General features: G+C 38.3%; 13 protein-coding genes and 1 pseudogene. 3 read left to right on the top strand and 11 right to left on the bottom strand.

Going from position 1 to position 16,229, the window contains the following annotated elements; translation table 11 throughout:
• Positions 1–119 precede the first annotated feature (119 nt).
• Positions 120–740, bottom strand: a complete 621-nt coding sequence (locus tag ACQ86H_RS18000; RefSeq protein ID WP_086545539.1) for an L-threonylcarbamoyladenylate synthase — start codon at positions 738–740, stop codon at positions 120–122.
• 83 nt (positions 741–823) lie between these two features.
• Between ACQ86H_RS18000 and ACQ86H_RS17995 the strand changes: the two genes are divergently transcribed.
• Positions 824–2,485 carry an FMN-binding glutamate synthase family protein gene (locus tag ACQ86H_RS17995; RefSeq protein WP_431292001.1) on the top strand — a complete coding sequence of 554 codons (1,662 nt, stop codon included), beginning with the start codon at positions 824–826 and terminating at the stop codon, positions 2,483–2,485.
• Between the two features lie 520 nt (positions 2,486–3,005).
• Here the strand turns inward: ACQ86H_RS17995 and asnS are convergent.
• Positions 3,006–4,454, bottom strand: a complete 1,449-nt coding sequence (gene asnS / locus ACQ86H_RS17990) for an asparagine--tRNA ligase (protein WP_138823274.1) — start codon at positions 4,452–4,454, stop codon at positions 3,006–3,008.
• Positions 4,455–5,038: 584 nt separating this feature from the next.
• On the opposite strand from asnS, the gene ACQ86H_RS17985 reads away from it, so the two are divergent.
• Positions 5,039–5,986 carry a MutS-related protein gene (locus tag ACQ86H_RS17985; RefSeq protein ID WP_431292000.1) on the top strand — a complete coding sequence of 316 codons (948 nt, stop codon included), beginning with the start codon at positions 5,039–5,041 and terminating at the stop codon, positions 5,984–5,986.
• 45 nt (positions 5,987–6,031) lie between these two features.
• On the opposite strand, the gene ACQ86H_RS17980 is transcribed toward ACQ86H_RS17985, so the two are convergent.
• The 5 genes from ACQ86H_RS17980 to ACQ86H_RS17960 all read right to left on the bottom strand — a co-directional run bounded on the left by ACQ86H_RS17980 (position 6,032) and on the right by ACQ86H_RS17960 (position 11,563).
• On the bottom strand, positions 6,032–7,030 hold the full coding sequence (locus ACQ86H_RS17980; RefSeq protein WP_138823278.1) for a transglutaminase family protein: 999 nt from the start codon (positions 7,028–7,030) through the stop codon (positions 6,032–6,034).
• Positions 7,031–7,141: 111 nt separating this feature from the next.
• Positions 7,142–8,065, bottom strand: a complete 924-nt coding sequence (locus ACQ86H_RS17975) for an alpha-E domain-containing protein (RefSeq protein WP_431291999.1) — start codon at positions 8,063–8,065, stop codon at positions 7,142–7,144.
• A gap of 22 nt (positions 8,066–8,087) precedes the next feature.
• A complete protein-coding gene (locus ACQ86H_RS17970) occupies positions 8,088–9,164 on the bottom strand; it encodes a circularly permuted type 2 ATP-grasp protein (protein ID WP_431295426.1) in 1,077 nt (358 codons plus the stop codon).
• Between the two features lie 46 nt (positions 9,165–9,210).
• Positions 9,211–9,537: a hypothetical protein gene (locus ACQ86H_RS17965; RefSeq protein WP_431291998.1), complete on the bottom strand. Its 327-nt coding sequence runs from the start codon at positions 9,535–9,537 to the stop codon at positions 9,211–9,213.
• Positions 9,538–11,035: 1,498 nt separating this feature from the next.
• On the bottom strand, positions 11,036–11,563 hold the full coding sequence (locus ACQ86H_RS17960) for a ferritin (protein WP_138823284.1): 528 nt from the start codon (positions 11,561–11,563) through the stop codon (positions 11,036–11,038).
• Positions 11,564–11,692: 129 nt separating this feature from the next.
• On the opposite strand from ACQ86H_RS17960, the gene ACQ86H_RS17955 reads away from it, so the two are divergent.
• Entirely contained in the window at positions 11,693–11,881 is a 189-nt protein-coding gene (locus ACQ86H_RS17955; RefSeq protein WP_431291997.1) for a hypothetical protein, read from the top strand.
• A gap of 545 nt (positions 11,882–12,426) precedes the next feature.
• Here ACQ86H_RS17955 and ACQ86H_RS17950 read toward each other — a convergent pair.
• From ACQ86H_RS17950 to lpdA, 4 genes and pseudogenes are all read right to left on the bottom strand, one after another.
• Positions 12,427–12,786, bottom strand: coding sequence for a hypothetical protein (locus ACQ86H_RS17950; RefSeq protein ID WP_431291996.1), 360 nt, complete (start codon positions 12,784–12,786; stop codon positions 12,427–12,429).
• Positions 12,787–12,897: 111 nt separating this feature from the next.
• Positions 12,898–13,458 carry a GNAT family N-acetyltransferase gene (locus ACQ86H_RS17945; protein WP_138823290.1) on the bottom strand — a complete coding sequence of 187 codons (561 nt, stop codon included), beginning with the start codon at positions 13,456–13,458 and terminating at the stop codon, positions 12,898–12,900.
• Positions 13,459–14,298, bottom strand: coding sequence for an MBL fold metallo-hydrolase (locus tag ACQ86H_RS17940; protein WP_431291995.1), 840 nt, complete (start codon positions 14,296–14,298; stop codon positions 13,459–13,461).
• 187 nt (positions 14,299–14,485) lie between these two features.
• Positions 14,486–15,874: pseudogene (gene lpdA / locus ACQ86H_RS17935) on the bottom strand (dihydrolipoyl dehydrogenase).
• Between the last annotated feature and the right edge of the window lie 355 nt (positions 15,875–16,229).

The raw sequence follows: 16,229 nt of genomic DNA, 5'->3' as shown, positions 1-16,229 counted from the left end.
GCAAAGCAGGGCAGGAGACCGCCACAAAGAACCTGAAATTCACTTCTAAAAAAGCAATCTAATATATCCCTGATCAAACAGGTTTCCAGCTTATTCACGCAATTTTTATAAGTAAGATATTATAAATACTCTTCAATATTTCCTTTACCCTCACGGATGACTTCAAACTCGCCGGTGGTACAATCAATTACAGTAGAGGCTTCATTATCGCCATAACCGCCATCTATTACCAGGTCTACCAGGTCTTCATATTTTTCGTGGATCAATTCCGGATCGGTAGAATATTCGATTACATCATCATCATCTTTTATGGAAGTTGATAAGATAGGATTGCCGAGTTCTTTGACAATACAGCGTGCAATGTTGTTGTCGGGTACACGGATACCGACCGTTTTTTTATTCGAACTTAATAATTTGGGTACGTTGTTATTCGCATTAAAAATAAAGGTAAAAGGACCAGGCAGCGCTTTTTTTAATACCCTGAAAGTGGTATTGTCAATCGGCTTAATGTAATCAGAAATGTGCTTTAAATCATGACAGATAAAAGAGAAGTTGGCTTTCTCGGGCTTGATGCCACGTAAACGGCAAATTTTTTCGATAGCTTTAGGATTGGTAATATCGCAGCCCAAACCGTAAATGGTATCAGTTGGGTAGATGATCAAGCCACCTTTTTTCAGCACTTCAACAACCTGTTCAATGGCTCTTTCGTTGGGGTTTTCCGGATAAATCTTAATAAGCATAGCGTAAAAATAACAATTTAATGGTGTCAGTTGTTTAATAATCCTAATCTTTGTACTAACAAAACATACGCTAATCTATTATTATGAGAAAAGCTTTCGTTGCGATTGCCGCATTTTTAATTGCCCTAACCATTATGCTGGGTTTGTACCATCCTTTTTTATGGTGGACATTCATCTTCACCGGTCCTTTTGTAATTCTTGGTATTTACGATTTATACCAGCCTAAACACAGTATCGTAAGGAATTATCCTGTTTTCGGGCGTTTAAGGTATTTTATGGAAGAATTGAGGCCGAAAGTATATCAATATTTCGTAGAAAGCGATACCAATGGTACGCCTTATAACAGGCTAAACCGTTCATTAATTTATCAACGAGCTAAAAAAGACAACGATACCATTCCCTTCGGAACGCAGTTAAATGTTTACGATAATGGCTACGAATGGTTAAGCCACAGTATTGCTGCGATTTCACACCATGAGCTGAATTTAGATCCGCGTGTTACCGTTGGTGGGCCAGATTGTAAAAAACCTTACTCTGCCAGTATCTATAACATCTCGGCCATGAGTTTTGGTTCCTTAAGTCAGAATGCCATTTTAGCCTTAAATGGTGGTGCTAAAATGGGCAACTTTGCCCACAACACAGGTGAGGGTGGCATCAGCGATTATCACCGTCAGCCAGGTGGCGATTTAATCTGGCAGATTGGGACAGGGTATTTTGGCTGCCGTAATGCTGATGGAACTTTCAACTATGATGCCTATGCCGAAAGGGCACGAACGGATCAGGTAAAAATGATCGAAATTAAACTTTCGCAAGGCGCTAAACCAGGGCATGGTGGTATGCTGCCAGCCAAAAAGGTAACGCCAGAGGTTGCCAGGATCCGTTTGGTGCCCGAAGGCAAAGATGTCTTGTCTCCGCCGGCTCACTCGGCTTTTAATACACCTATCGGTTTATTGGAGTTTGTTAAAAAACTCCGTGATTTATCAGGTGGTAAACCCGTAGGCTTTAAACTGTGCATCGGTCGTAAAAGCGAATTTTATGCCATTTGCAAAGCCATGGTAGAAACCGGAATTTACCCTGACTTTATCACTGTTGATGGTGGTGAGGGTGGAACAGGTGCTGCGCCGCAGGAGTTTTCGAATTCGGTAGGTATGCCCTTGCGCGAAGGTGTGGCATTTGTGTATGATGTTTTAAATGGTTTTGATCTGAAAAAACACATTAAAATAATTGCTTCAGGTAAAGTGGCAACAGGTTTCGATCTGGTTAAAAATATAGCCCTTGGTGCCGATATGTGTAATGCTGCCCGCGGAATGATGTTCGCTTTGGGTTGTATTCAGGCTTTAGAATGTAACAGCAATACCTGCCCGACAGGAGTGGCCACGCAAGATCAGAGTTTAATGAAAGGCCTGGTAGTGGAAGATAAAACGGTTCGCGTTAAAAACTTCCATAACCTAACCGTAGCCAGTGCGGTAGAATTATTAGGTGCAGCGGGTTTAAGAGAAACACATCAGTTAAGCAGGGCCTATATCAACAGGCGCGTAAGCCCAAGTGTAATGCAGAGTTATCTGGAGACTTTTCCCTATATTCCTGCAGGTAGTTTGTTACAAACGCCTTATCCAACCCGTTACGAACTGGGAATGGCATTGAGTACTTCGGCCAGTTTTGCCCCAACAGATTATAAAGTTTCGGCGGTAGATTACGCACACGCCAATCCGTATGGTGATAGCATGCATGATGATGGACGATAACAGCCAGGGATAACTTACGAAGTTTCAAAGGGCAAAGGACGCTAGCGTTGGCAGAACTTCGTAAGTCTTTTCCGTATCGCCTTGGTTTTTGGCTATTTTTGGAAAAGCAGGTGCAGTAGTATTTGGGTTTGTTCAGTCCTGCTTTTTGCTGCAGTCCAACGCTGCGGGCTTTCCGCGTCAATCAGGTTTAAGTGGCAAGTAATGAAGAGGTATTAACGGATTAATCAGCAAATATTCAATCGGAACGGAAACCACCAATTTGCAACAATATGATCGCGAATGAATCGTCATCTCGACCGTAGTGGAGAGATCTTTTAATATGGTCCAAAGATCTCTCCATTTCGTTGCACTTCAGTCGAGATGACACCGATTTTTAGAATATATAATTAATAGGAGATAACTTCTGGGGTTTTCCCGTTAGTGTAAAAAAAGAAGTCAAGTTTTTAAACTTGACTTCTTTGATAATAGGCTATTTGTTTTCCCTAAACCCTAAACCCTAAACCCTAAACCCTAAACCTTCCTAAAACTCTGCGTTTTTCGGAAATCTCGGGAAAGCGATTACGTCACGAATGTTGGTCATTCCGGTTACGAACAATACTAAACGCTCAAAACCTAAACCAAAACCTGAGTGCGGTGCCGAGCCAAAACGGCGGGTATCTAAATACCACCAAAGCTCATCTTGCGGGATATTTAAATCTTCCATACGTTTCGTTAAACGATCCAAACGTTCTTCACGTTGCGATCCGCCAATCATTTCTCCAATACCCGGGAATAAGATATCCATGGCTGCAACAGTTTGTCTGCCTTCCGCATCTGGTTCGTTCTGGCGCATGTAGAACGATTTAATATCAGCAGGATAATCGGTTAAGATGACCGGTTTTTTAAAGTGTTTTTCCACCAGGTAACGTTCATGCTCACTTTGTAAATCAGCACCCCATTCATCAATCAGGTATTTAAACTGTTTCTTCTGGTTCGGTTTAGAAGACTTTAAAATCCTGATTGCCTCGGTATACGTTAAACGTTCAAATTCGTTGGCTAAACAGAAATCCAGTTTTTCTAAAAGGCTAAATTCGCTGCGTTCGTTCTGCGGTTTTTGTTTATCCTCTTCAGCTAAACGGGTATTTAAGAATTCTAATTCATCTTTGCAGTTATCTAAAGCATATTTTATGACATACTTCATCATATCTTCTGCAAGCTGCATGTTGTCTTCTAAATCTGCAAAAGCAACTTCGGGTTCAATCATCCAGAATTCTGCCAGGTGACGTGTTGTATTCGAATTTTCTGCCCTGAAAGTAGGGCCGAAAGTATAAATCTGTCCGAAAGCCATTGCTGCCAGTTCACCTTCCAATTGTCCGGATACAGTTAAGTTGGTTGCACGGGCAAAGAAATCCTGCGAGAAATCTACCTTACCGTCTTCCGTTCGTGGTGTATTATCGAAATCCAAAGTGGTTACTTTAAACATTTCGCCTGCACCTTCCGCATCACTTGCGGTAATTACAGGGGTATGCATGTACACAAAACCACGATCGTTGTAGAATTGGTGGATGGCAAAGGCCAAGGCATGACGCACCTTAAAAACCGCGTTAAAAGTATTGGTACGGAAACGCAGGTGTGCAATTTCGCGTAAAAACTCTAAACTGTGTTTCTTTGGTTGTAATGGAAACTTTTCAGGATCGCTATCGCCCAAAATTTCTACCGTTGTTGCCTTGATTTCGACAGATTGACCTTTACCAAGTGATTCGATCAATTTACCTGTTGCAGAAATGGCCGCGCCAGTTGTTATTCTTTTTAACAGCTCATCAGGTAAATTATTAAAATCGATCACAACCTGGATATTGCCCATGCAAGATCCGTCATTTAAGGCAATAAACTGATTATTACGGAAAGTTCTAACCCATCCCATAACCCTTACTTCTGTGTCAAATGCTGTCGACTTTAATAAATCTTTAATTTGCTGTCTCTTAATCATATTGTTATTTGTAAAAGGCGCAAATTTAGAAAAAAAATGTATCAGTTAGCAGTTTTCAGTATACAGTTTTCAGTTTTTTAGCATGAATCCGCTGCCAACTGAAAATTGCGAACTGTTAATTGCCAAGTCTTATCGTAAATTCTTATCTTGAAAAGATTTACAGCTAAAGACAATTTTAACATATCCATCTACAGCGCCTCATGAATAAGTTTGATATAGATAAACAAACCCTAACTGATTTAAACATATTTGAGGTTCATGGCTTAAATAAAAGTATTTTTTCTCTGTTCAAACTTACTTCTACAATTAAAGGCAATGATAAATTATCTGAAATTTTCAGATTGCCTTCCACAGATATTAAGATCATTACGGAAAGACAAGGTTTAATCAAATATCTATCCAATTATAACGAAGATTTAAACTTTGACCATACGAACATAGACTTTATTGAAAGTTATCTGGAGCAGAATGGTAAAATCAAATTCTATTCAAAGATTTCGGCATTAACTAAGTCTATCAATTATTTCTTTTATCCAAATCAGGCATATTATTTAAAAGAAAAAGGCATAAAGGAAATTATCTCTTTGCTTAAGAAGCTTACTGAAGTCTTTGCGACACTAGATCAAGAGGTTAAGCCTGCGCTGGTTAAAGAATTTAATGAGGTTGCTGGAATTTTATTTAAGCAAAAATTAATTAAAGCTATTGTTGAGCGGTTTGAGAAAAAGATTAACTTATTCGAATTAGAAGAGCTGGATTTTATGTTTAGGGGATCTGAGCTAATGACAATCAAGCGGTTTTTAGATTTAGTTTACCAAATTGATGCCTATTATGCTGTTGTTAAGACAGCCAGGAAATACAATTTATCCTTGCCAGATGTAAATGCAAAAGAGTCCCATCTGCGTATTAAAGGTGTTTTTCATCCTTTTTTAAATCATCCGGTTGCTAATGATATTGAATTTGAAATTGGTAAGAACGTCTGTTTCCTAACGGGAAGTAATATGGCTGGGAAATCTACTTTTTTAAAATCTGTTGGGATTTCTGTTTATCTGGCTCATTTAGGTTTTCCTGTTCCTGCAACCTATATGGAGACAGGAATTTGGCAAGGATTGGTGTCGACCATAAACTTGCCTGATAATTTAAATGAAGGGTTTAGCCATTTTTACAATGAAGTTTTAAGGGTAAAGAATGTTGCAGAGAAGATTAAAGTTTCTAAAAATATTTTTGTAATTTTTGATGAGCTGTTTAGGGGTACGAATGTTAAAGATGCATTTGACGGATCTTTATCTGTGATTAAATCATTTTCTGCAATAAAAGACTGTTATTTCATGATTTCAACTCATATTATTGAGGTTGCCGAAATATTAAAGGAGAATGAAAGTATTATGTTTAAATATCTATCTACCAAAATGGAGCACAACAAACCTACATTTACCTATAATCTTATGAATGGAATTACCGATGAACGGATAGGGATGTGGATTATTGAAAATGAAAAGATTGATGAAATTTTAAGCAGTAGAAATTTAGAATAGATTTCTACTGCTTTTTATGGCTGATGATATAAAACTATAAACTGCCTACTGTTGTTGTTGTTGCTGTTGTTGCTGCTGCATGGCTTCCATGTACTCCTGATAGCTGTTTTTGGTTCTCCCGGTAATTATTGATCCTGTGGGTTTGCTGTAATTCACCTCTTTTGGCTGGAAGTAAGTTTCCTGATCGTTAAAATCTTCATCATTATAACCTACAGATACATTAACTTCCATGATGTGTTCGAAGCCGCCTTTATAAACCCCTTTTACGGGTGAGCAGTCGGTAAAATTCCGGCCTACCGCCAGGCGGACATGGTTTTCGTTTACAATGCAATTATTGGTCGGGTCTAAACCTAGCCAGCCATATTCGGGCAGGTAAGCCTCCGCCCAGGCATGGGTTGCGCCTTCGCCCCGCATGCCGTCTCTGTTAGGGCAGATATAACCGCTTACATAACGTGCCGGGATGCCCGTTAAACGCAGCATGGCGGTTAATACATGTGCGAAATCCTGACAAACGCCCGCTTTTAGTTTTAGAATCTCCTCAATGGTGGTATCAACTGCCGTTACACCTTTAATGTATTCGAAATTGTTGAAAACATCCGCGCAGTATTTTATAGCGGTTTGGTAAGGGGTATCATCACGACCTTTAATGCTCAGGGCTGTTTCCTTTAATTGAGTTATCCCGTCAAAACTTTCCTGCCGTAAATAATCGATAAAGGGTACTTCAAATTTTAGGGCGCTTAAGCTGTTCCACTGCTCGCTGCTAAACATATCATCCTGTGGCAAAGGCTTCGGAAAAGTTTCTACACTTACCTTCGAAAAGATTTTAAGTTGGGTGTGCGGTTCGTTTTGGGTAAAAGTGCCCACTTCATTGCCGTAATAATCAATAAAAATTTCAATCTCCGGGCTTCCAGAGATATTCAGGTCGTGTTTAACCACTTTCTGAAAATCATCTTTAATTGGAAATAGAATAATCTGATTCGCACTATCCCGAACAGGTAATTCGTACTTATAATTGGTAATATGTTTGATTTTGAAAATTGGCATAATGTTTATTGTTATGTTTTACCACAGATAAAAAGGATAAACACAGATGAGAAATCAGTAAAGGAAAATCATATCTATGTTAATTGTGTCTATCTATGGTTAAAAAACTGTTTATGAATTTGCGAAATAATATTCATTTAGCAGGTTTCCGATGCCGAAGAGTTCGGCCCTGATTTCTGTAAGGTAATGGTGTAATTGCTCTTCGTTCATGGTGTTAACTGAGCTATAGGTAATCATACTTTTTAAGCGTCCTATTTTAAAAGACAGGTTATTGTAGTGTTCGATATTACTTTCGCTCTTTAACCGGTTAAAATATCTTTCAATATTGTTCATCGCATATAATGCCGAACGCGGAAAATCGTTATTAAGCATTACCAATTCGATAATGTTTTTTGCATCAAATCCCTGGCGATAGGTTTTCAGGTATAATTCATAGCCACCCAATGATAGTAATAAATGTTTCCAATAGGCGATATCAGTCAGCAGGTCAGGATTGTTGCTGATCGAACTGAATTTAATGTCCAGGATATCGATAGATTGGATGCTTCTTTCCAAATGTTTGCCGATTTTCATGAAACTTCTGCTTTCACCACGTTCCATTACGCTGTCGGCTGTGCCATGATATAACATTACCTGTTTAATCAAAACATCCAGGGCTGTTACCGGATCATCTTTTTGTACGTACCACAATAATTTCTCGTCTTTAACCGCATGGTAATATTCGTTTAAACATTGCCATAAGTCTTTGGGGATATGTTCCTGTACGCTCCTTGCATTCTCACGCGCAAGGGTAACGATGTTTAAAATCGAATTCTGGTTATCGCGGTTTAACAGGAGGTATTCGATCACGGCGCGACTATCATGCTGGATATTCAATAGTTCATTTTCGTCATCAGATGAAAAAATCCTGATTACGGGTTTCCAGGTGAATTCCTGTATGGTATCTTGTGAGGAAGCGTAATTTATTTTTAACATACGCAGCATGCCGTCGCTGCGCTCAACATACCTGCTTAACCAATATAGGCTTGATGCCACTCTACTTAACATATTCTGTATTCTAAGAAGTTAAAACCCATGTATCTTTACTGCCACCGCCCTGCGAACTGTTTACCACAAGTGAACCCTCTTTTAAGGCTACCCTGGTTAAGCCTCCCGGAACAATCGAAATACCATCTGGTCCATTTAAGGCGAAGGGGCGGAGGTCTATTCTGCGCGGAGCCAGTTTCCCATTAATAAAACACGGCGCGGAAGACAGGCTGATGGTGGGTTGGGCAATAAAGTTGCGCGGATCTTTCAGTACCTCAATTTTGTATTCATCGGTTTCCTTTTCGCTGGCCGCATGCCCCATTAACATGCCGTAACCCCCACTTCCGTTGGTTTTTTTGATTACCATGGTATTAATGTTTGCAAAAACATAATCAAGCTCATCTTTATTGCTGAGCTGATAGGTGGGTACATTCTTTAATATAGGTTCCTCATTCAGGTAATACCTGATCATATCTGGTACATAGGTGTAAACGGCTTTATCGTCGGCTACGCCATTGCCTACTGCATTAATAATAGCTACATTACCTTTACGGTAAGCACCCATCAGGCCTGCTACGCCCAGTACGCTGTTTGGATTAAATACTAAAGGATCGAGATAATCATCATCCACCCTCCGGTAAATTACATCAACCTGCTGCAGGCCGGTGGTGGTTTTCATAAATACCTTTTGATTTTTAACTACCAGATCACGCCCTTCTACCAATTCTACCCCCATTAAGCGGGCCAGGGTAGTATGTTCGTAATAGGCAGAATTATACATGCCCGGACTCAGCAGTACAATTGTTGGGTTCGAAACTGCTCTGGGAGAGAGACTCATTAAATTTTTATATAATATGGCAGGATATTCGGTTACGCTCCTTACGCCGCACTGCGGAGTCAGGTCGGGGAACAGCCTTTTGGTAATTTCCCTGTTTTCGAGCATATAACTAACACCTGATGGGGTTCGGAGATTGTCTTCCAGTACGTAGAACGTGCCATCGTGATCTCTGATCAGGTCTATTCCGGCGATATGGATGTAAATATCGTGCAATACATTTACATTGTGCATCTCCCTTAAAAAGTGCGGACAAGAATAAATTACATTTATGGGTACAATTTGATCTTTTAAGATAAATTGATTGCTGTAAATGTCTTTAAGGAAAAAGATTTAGCGCTTTTAGCCTTTGTTTTATTCCTTTTTCTATGAAAGACCACTCGATGGAAGTAATAATTCTCGGGATGATATCAAAAGGAAAGATTTTTTCGATGCCTTCACCGCTATCATATACCGTAAAGGTAATACCTTGACTCATAAATAGCTTTTTAGCGAGTTCTTCCTTTTTGTTTAGATTTTCGAGAGACTCTTTAGAGAAATTGCTGATGAAATTTGCATAGTGATTTCTGTAATTATCACCATTTAGAAACATTTCATCGTAAGTTTTGGGATGATTAAAATAATTTTTTATAAAATCTTCTATCATTTCGCTTAAATATTTCCTTAAATTATAATTTTTTGACTAAATAAATAGCTTTTAAGGGTAAATATTTGTTTTTGTAGTTAATTATGTCTGTTGATTTGATTTTTATTGTCTTAATATTAGTGTTTTATCTAATTTTTTATAAAAAAATTAAATTTTTTTATAAAAATACTTGCTGGTATGGATAAAGTTTGTACTTTTGTAATGCTCGTTAATTATTATTATATATTTGGTTTAAAAAAAGCGCTGGCAACGGCGCTTTTTTTATAAAAACTTAAAGACTTATTCATAATCAACATAAACCAAACAACCTAAACCAAGAAAGCTCCAGATAACTGGAGCTTTTCTTTTTTATATTTATTTCAATTGGTTAACTATAGGATAAAGCTTGGTGCAGAGTAGTAGTTTTGTCATCTCCACGCATGCGGGGATCCTAATGTGATATGCTTTTCCTTTTATAACTTATAAAATCCTTTTAGATCTGCGGTCCTTTTCTGCGCGATTAGCGGGAAACAAATGAATTTTGTAATTTAAGGTTTTTTCCGCAGATTTAAGAAGATAAGAAACGCAGATTAAACAGGTATTGAGTTAAGGATTAAGAAATGTCATCATCCTCGCTTATGCGGGAATCTTAATGCGATATGCTTTTCCTTTTATAACTTATACAATCCCTCTAGTTCTGCGGGCCTTTTCTGCGCGATTAGCGGGAAACAAATGAATTTGCATTTAAGGTTTTTCCCGCAGATTTAAGAAGATAAGAAACGCAGATTAAACTGATATTGAGTCAAGGGCTAAGAAATGTCGTCATCCTCGCTTATGCGGAAATCTTAATGCGATATGCTTTTCCCTTTTATAACTTATACAATCCCTCTAGTTCTGCGGGCCTTTTTTGCGTCCTCAGCGGGAAACAAATGAATTTGCATTTAGGTTTTTCCCGCAGATTTAAGAAGATAAGAAACGCAGATTAAACAGATATTGAGTTAAGGGCTAAGAAATGTCGTCATCCTCGCTTATGCGGGAATCTTAATGCGGTATGCTTTACAATTCCCTTTATAACTTATAAATTCCCTTTAAATCTGCGGGCCTTTTCCGCGTCATCAGCGGGAAACAAATGAATTTGCATTTAAGGTTTTTCCCGCAGATTTAAGAAGATAAGAAACGCAGATTGAACAGGTATTGAGTTAAGGGCTAAGAAATGTCCTCATCCTCGCTTATGCGGGAATCTTAATGCTATATGCTTTTCCTTTTATAACTTATACAATCCCTCTAGTTCTACGGGCCTTTTTTGCGTCCTCAGCGGGAAACAAATGAATTTGCATTTAGGTTTTTCCCGCAGATTTAAGAAGATAAGAAACGCAGATTAAACAGATATTGAGTTAAGGATTAAGATCCTCGCGCATGTGGAGATCTTAATGCTCTAGTACTGGTACTTCGTCAAATTTTTTTATACAAAAAAAAGCTACCCGATTTGGATAGCTTTCAATATAATGTTTTGTTGTTGTTATTCTTCAGAATAGGTGATTTTATTCACATGTTTATCGATTTCCCATCTTCCGGTACCTTCTTCACCAATCACTTCGAATAATTCTAATGCTCTGCGTGCTTTATACTCTTCTTCGCGTTGTTCTTTCAAGAACCAGTTCAAAAATTCCATGGTTACAAAATCCTGTTCTTTATGGCATTTGGCCGCCAGGTTTTTAAAACTCTGGGTAATGGCAATCTCTGCTTCTAAAGCATCTTCGAAAACTTCTCTAAATCCGGCAAATTCGGTTTTGATGCCAGAAACTTCCGGAGATATTGCGTTTCCACCCATATCCAAAACATATTTGAATAATTTCAATTGGTGTACTCTTTCTTCTTCAGATTGCTTTAAAAAATAATCTGCTGAAAAATCAAATCCATTTTGGTCACACCAGGATGACATGGATAAATATAGTGATGAAGAGTGTGCTTCTTTTTTGATCTGCTGATTTAATAATGTTTCAATATCCTGTGATATTAAACATTTAATGCGCATTAAGTCTTTCATAATTTTCTTTGCTTAACTAATAATACAAATGTAACATCAAATTAACCAGATTGTGTGATTTATTTGCAATATGAAATTAGTCTAAATTGCTGATAATTAGTTATTTGTAATCAGTTTAAATAAGGTGGGATGGATCATGTAAGAGGTAAGACGAATGATGGAAAATGGAAGGATAACGCGAGACGGATAGTGGTTGAGGATCAGAAGGATAAAGATCAGTTTTCAGTTGGCAATTTTCAGTTAGTAGTTTCCAATGAATTAAATCATGTGAATAATTTAGGATCAGAGAATGGTAATATATCGAAATCTACTTGGTGATCGTCATCCTGAGAGGTAGTTTATTGTGTAAAAATCAACATAAATGACAGTAATTAATCTGTGTTTAAAAAAAACTCGATTTTTCGTCCTTTCGAGCGGAGTGCTGCCTGTACCGATTTTACATCGGTAACGCAGTCTAGAACCCGAAGGCTCTGCGAAGCAAAATCTGTTTTAATAGATCTCTCCACTTCGCACTGCTTCGGTCGAGATGACGAGTTTTTTGGAATCTGTCAATGATAGCTTTTTGAAAGGATTTTTTTAAATGTTTCACAAGGCTTTTCGATACTTCGTCAAGCTCAGTACAGGCCAGGCTCAACGTGACAAATTCAATTGAATTCCAATTTATGATGGGGCTTCTGCGCACAGAATGGACAACCAATGAACAATATTCAATAAGCAATTATTGAATGACAGTGAGGTAAGCAGGAAATTTTGAGTTAACGGTTTTAAACTGGCTGTTGAATATCTGCAGTTAACCAGTTTAAACAACTAACCCAAAGAATAGTCGGCAATTTTCAGTTACCAATGGACAAATGACTAATGAACTAGTAAACTAATCTATAGAGGCAGTCGCTGATGATGTGGTTGAGTTTGAACATGGTGAAAGTACCATGCAACAGATCTTTTAAGGCAATAATTTCCAATGCACTTAATAAATAGATGTGTTCGCAACCATTAAAGGTAACCAGTTCGAAATCGGCTTTGTGGGTATTTAAAAGGAGTGCTTCAATATCAATCTGTTCTACAACAGCTTTTAATTTCTGAAGAGACAGGCAATTGAAACGTGCAAATTTACCGCCAAAATCTACATAAAAGCAGTTTAACTTATCTGACTGATAAATTGAACCATGAGTATTTGAGAATACGTTAACCAGTTGGTTAATATCTATACACGCTTTTTCCATCGGTTACAAAAATTGGTATTATTTAGATTAAATACAAATAAAAACCAAAATAAATTTAGAAGCGGTTTGGGTTAGGCGTTTAGCGGCACAGAGATGATGCCCAGAAGCTAATTATTTTATTTTAAAAACCATGTGATGGTATAATCCTCCCATAAACTGTTTCTCGTTCTGGATAACGAAATCCATTTTTTCGTAAAGCCTTAATGCGTTTGGATTATTTTGTTCTACCAACAGGCCAACATTATGATGGCCAAGTTGTTTAGCCCAGTCTATACCTGCTTTAATCAGCTGTTTTCCAATTCCTTTTCTCTGGGCTTCTGGATTGACGCTGATGCTATCCAGGTAAAACTCTCCATTTTCGGTTTCTGTGCCTTGGTTGACGTCATTTGCATGGTAGTGTGCGGCTACATAATGAAGAAATGGTTTGCGGAGTTCGGGCAGTTTTCCTCCATCATAAGCATTCAGTGATCCCAAGACTTTACCTTCTTCTTCATAGACCAGTGTATTTTCATAACTGTATTGATTGCCCTGTTGAATAAAGAAGTAGCTGAATATCTGATTGATTATATTTTCATCTTCAACATTGGTTAGTTTCTGAGCCAGTTTGTCCATGGCCCGGATAATCAATGGCACTACAACTGTAGCATCTGAAGGCGTTGCTGGTCTGATCATTTATACGTCGCTTAGCTTAAAGGTTTCTGCCACGCGGATTCCCTTTTCTGTGCGTTGGAGGGTACAGCATTCGTTAATGGGATCGTGCTCTAAGTACAATATATAGTTGTTATTAACGGCTTCTTCTAAAAAGGTCTGCTTTTCGGTTAACGTTTTTAGAGGGAACATATCATAAGCCATAACATAGGGCAGGGGCAGGTGACCTACCGAAGGTAAAAGATCAGCCATATACACAATGGTTCTGCCTTTGTAGCTGATTTTGGGCAGCATCATTGCATCGGTATGGCCGTAAGCAAAACTGATATTGATATTTTTTTGCCATTCGATATTTTCTTTTTCCGGCACAAATTTAAGCTGCCCGCTTTCCTGGATTGGCAGAATGTTTTCTTTTAAGAAAGAAGCTTTTTCCCTTGCATTTGGCTCTACTGCCCACTGCCAGTGTTTTTCGTTGCTCCAGTATGTAGCGTTTTTAAAAGCTGGTGAAAGTTTTTCGTCTTCTCTTATAATAGCTCCGCCCACATGATCAAAGTGCAGGTGTGTCAGGAAAACATCAGTAATATCTGCAGTGCTAAAACCCAATTTGGAGAGCGATTTTTCCATAGAATCATCACCATGCAGATAATAATGACTGAAAAATTTTTCATCCTGTTTATTTCCAATCCCAGTATCTACTAAAATTAACTGGTTGCCTTCTTCTATCAATAAACAGCGCATGGCCCAGGTGCAAAGGTTATTGCTATCGGCAGGATTGGTTTTTTGCCAGATGGCCTTGGGTACAACGCCAAACATTGCGCCGCCATCTAATTTAAATAAGCCTGTGTTTATGGTGTGGAGTTTCATTTTTTTAGTATCGAGTAGTCCAGTATCAAGTATTTAGTATCGAGTATCAAGAAGCTATTATTAAATATCAAGATTGGAATTGGCTAAAAATAAGAAAACCCTTTAGGATTAACTAAAGAGTTTCTGTAATAATATTGGTTTTATTTGTGGTGTTGGCCTTAAGCCTTCCACCTTTAAACCTTCTGCCTTATAGGTGGATCACTTCTCCGTAGGCATCAGCGGCAGCTTCCATAATGGCTTCGCTCATGGTTGGGTGAGGGTGAACAGATTTAATCATTTCATGACCAGTAGTTTCCAATTTACGGGCAACTACAATTTCGGCGATCATTTCGGTAACGTTGGCACCGATCATGTGTGCACCTAATAATTCTCCGTATTTAGCATCGAAAATTAGTTTTACGAAACCATCTTTAGCACCGGCAGCACTGGCTTTACCTGATGCTGAGAATGGGAATTTACCGATTTTTAATTCGTAGCCAGCTGCTTTTGCTGCTTTTTCGGTATAACCTACTGAAGCAATTTCTGGTGTGCAATAAGTACAGCCCGGGATGTTGTTATAATCTAACGGCTCAACATGCTGACCAGCGATTTTCTCTACGCAGATAATGCCTTCTGCAGAAGCAACATGCGCTAAAGCTTGTCCGCCTACTACGTCGCCAATGGCATAATAACTTTTAACTGAAGTATTATAAAATTCGTCAGTAACAATTTTGCCTTTCTCTGTTTTGATCCCTGTCTCTTCTAAACCAATGTTTTCGATGTTAGCTACAATACCTGCTGCCGAAAGCACGATATCTGCCTCGATAGTCTGCATACCCGAAGCAGTTTTAACAGAAACTTTACAACCTGCACCGCTGGTATCAACCGATTCAACACTTGCTGAGGTCATTACATCGATACCCACTTTTTTCAGGCTGCGTAACAATTGTTTAGATACATCTTCGTCTTCCACCGGAACAACGTTATCCATAAATTCTACAATGGTTACTTTGGTACCCATGGTCGCATAGAAATAAGCAAACTCTACACCAATAGCTCCAGAACCTACTACTACCATGCTTTTTGGTAATTCAGGAAGTACCATGGCCTGGCGGTAGCCGATAATTTTTTTGCCATCCTGTTTCAGGTTAGGTAGTTCCCTTGAACGGGCACCTGTAGCAATGATGATATTTTTTAGCACTTAGTTCCTGTTGAGAACCATCCGCACCTTTAACTTCTAATTTGTTTCCTGGTTTTACTTTACCAGTGCCCATAATGACGTCAATTTTATTTTTTTCATTAAAAATTGAACACCTTTGCTCATGCCATCAGCAACGCCACGGCTGCGTTTTACCACAGCAGCAAAATCTGCAGTTGCACCAGCAGTAGTAATTCCGTAATCAGCAGCATGATTAATATATTCGAAAACCTGAGCGCTTTTTAAAAGTGCTTTAGTAGGGATACAGCCCCAGTTTAAACAAATACCACCTAATGATTCACGCTCAACAATTGCAACTTTTAGTCCCAATTGAGAAGCTCTGATTGCAGCTACGTAACCACCTGGGCCGCTGCCTAAAACAATAACGTCGTAATTCATCTGTTTTTTAATCTATTTTAAAGAGATTTGTTTTTAATTGTTTTATACCTGTAATCTGCTCAATTATCCCTTAATACGGGTTGTCTACATCCAGATTACAAAATTTATAAGATCTTCATCCTGCAACAATCGCTCAAAACTAAAAAAAATGTCAATTGGCTTCGGTGAATATTGAGATAACTGTTAAAAATTACAATGATTGAATATTGTTGCCTCAAATTTATGGTTGCCTGTTGATTAGTGTTTGTGCTTTTGCCGATAAAAAGTAAATATTTAACGATAGGTTTAATTTATCGTGTTTTTACATAAAAAGTTATTGTTTACAGGCGTTATTGGAAAAATACCAACATTACAT

This window comes from Pedobacter sp. P26 (genome assembly GCF_050632135.1).
Lineage (GTDB): Bacteria > Bacteroidota > Bacteroidia > Sphingobacteriales > Sphingobacteriaceae > Pedobacter.
The sequence above is the reverse complement of the archived record's forward strand: the minus strand, read 5'-3'. Positions and strand labels throughout refer to the sequence as shown.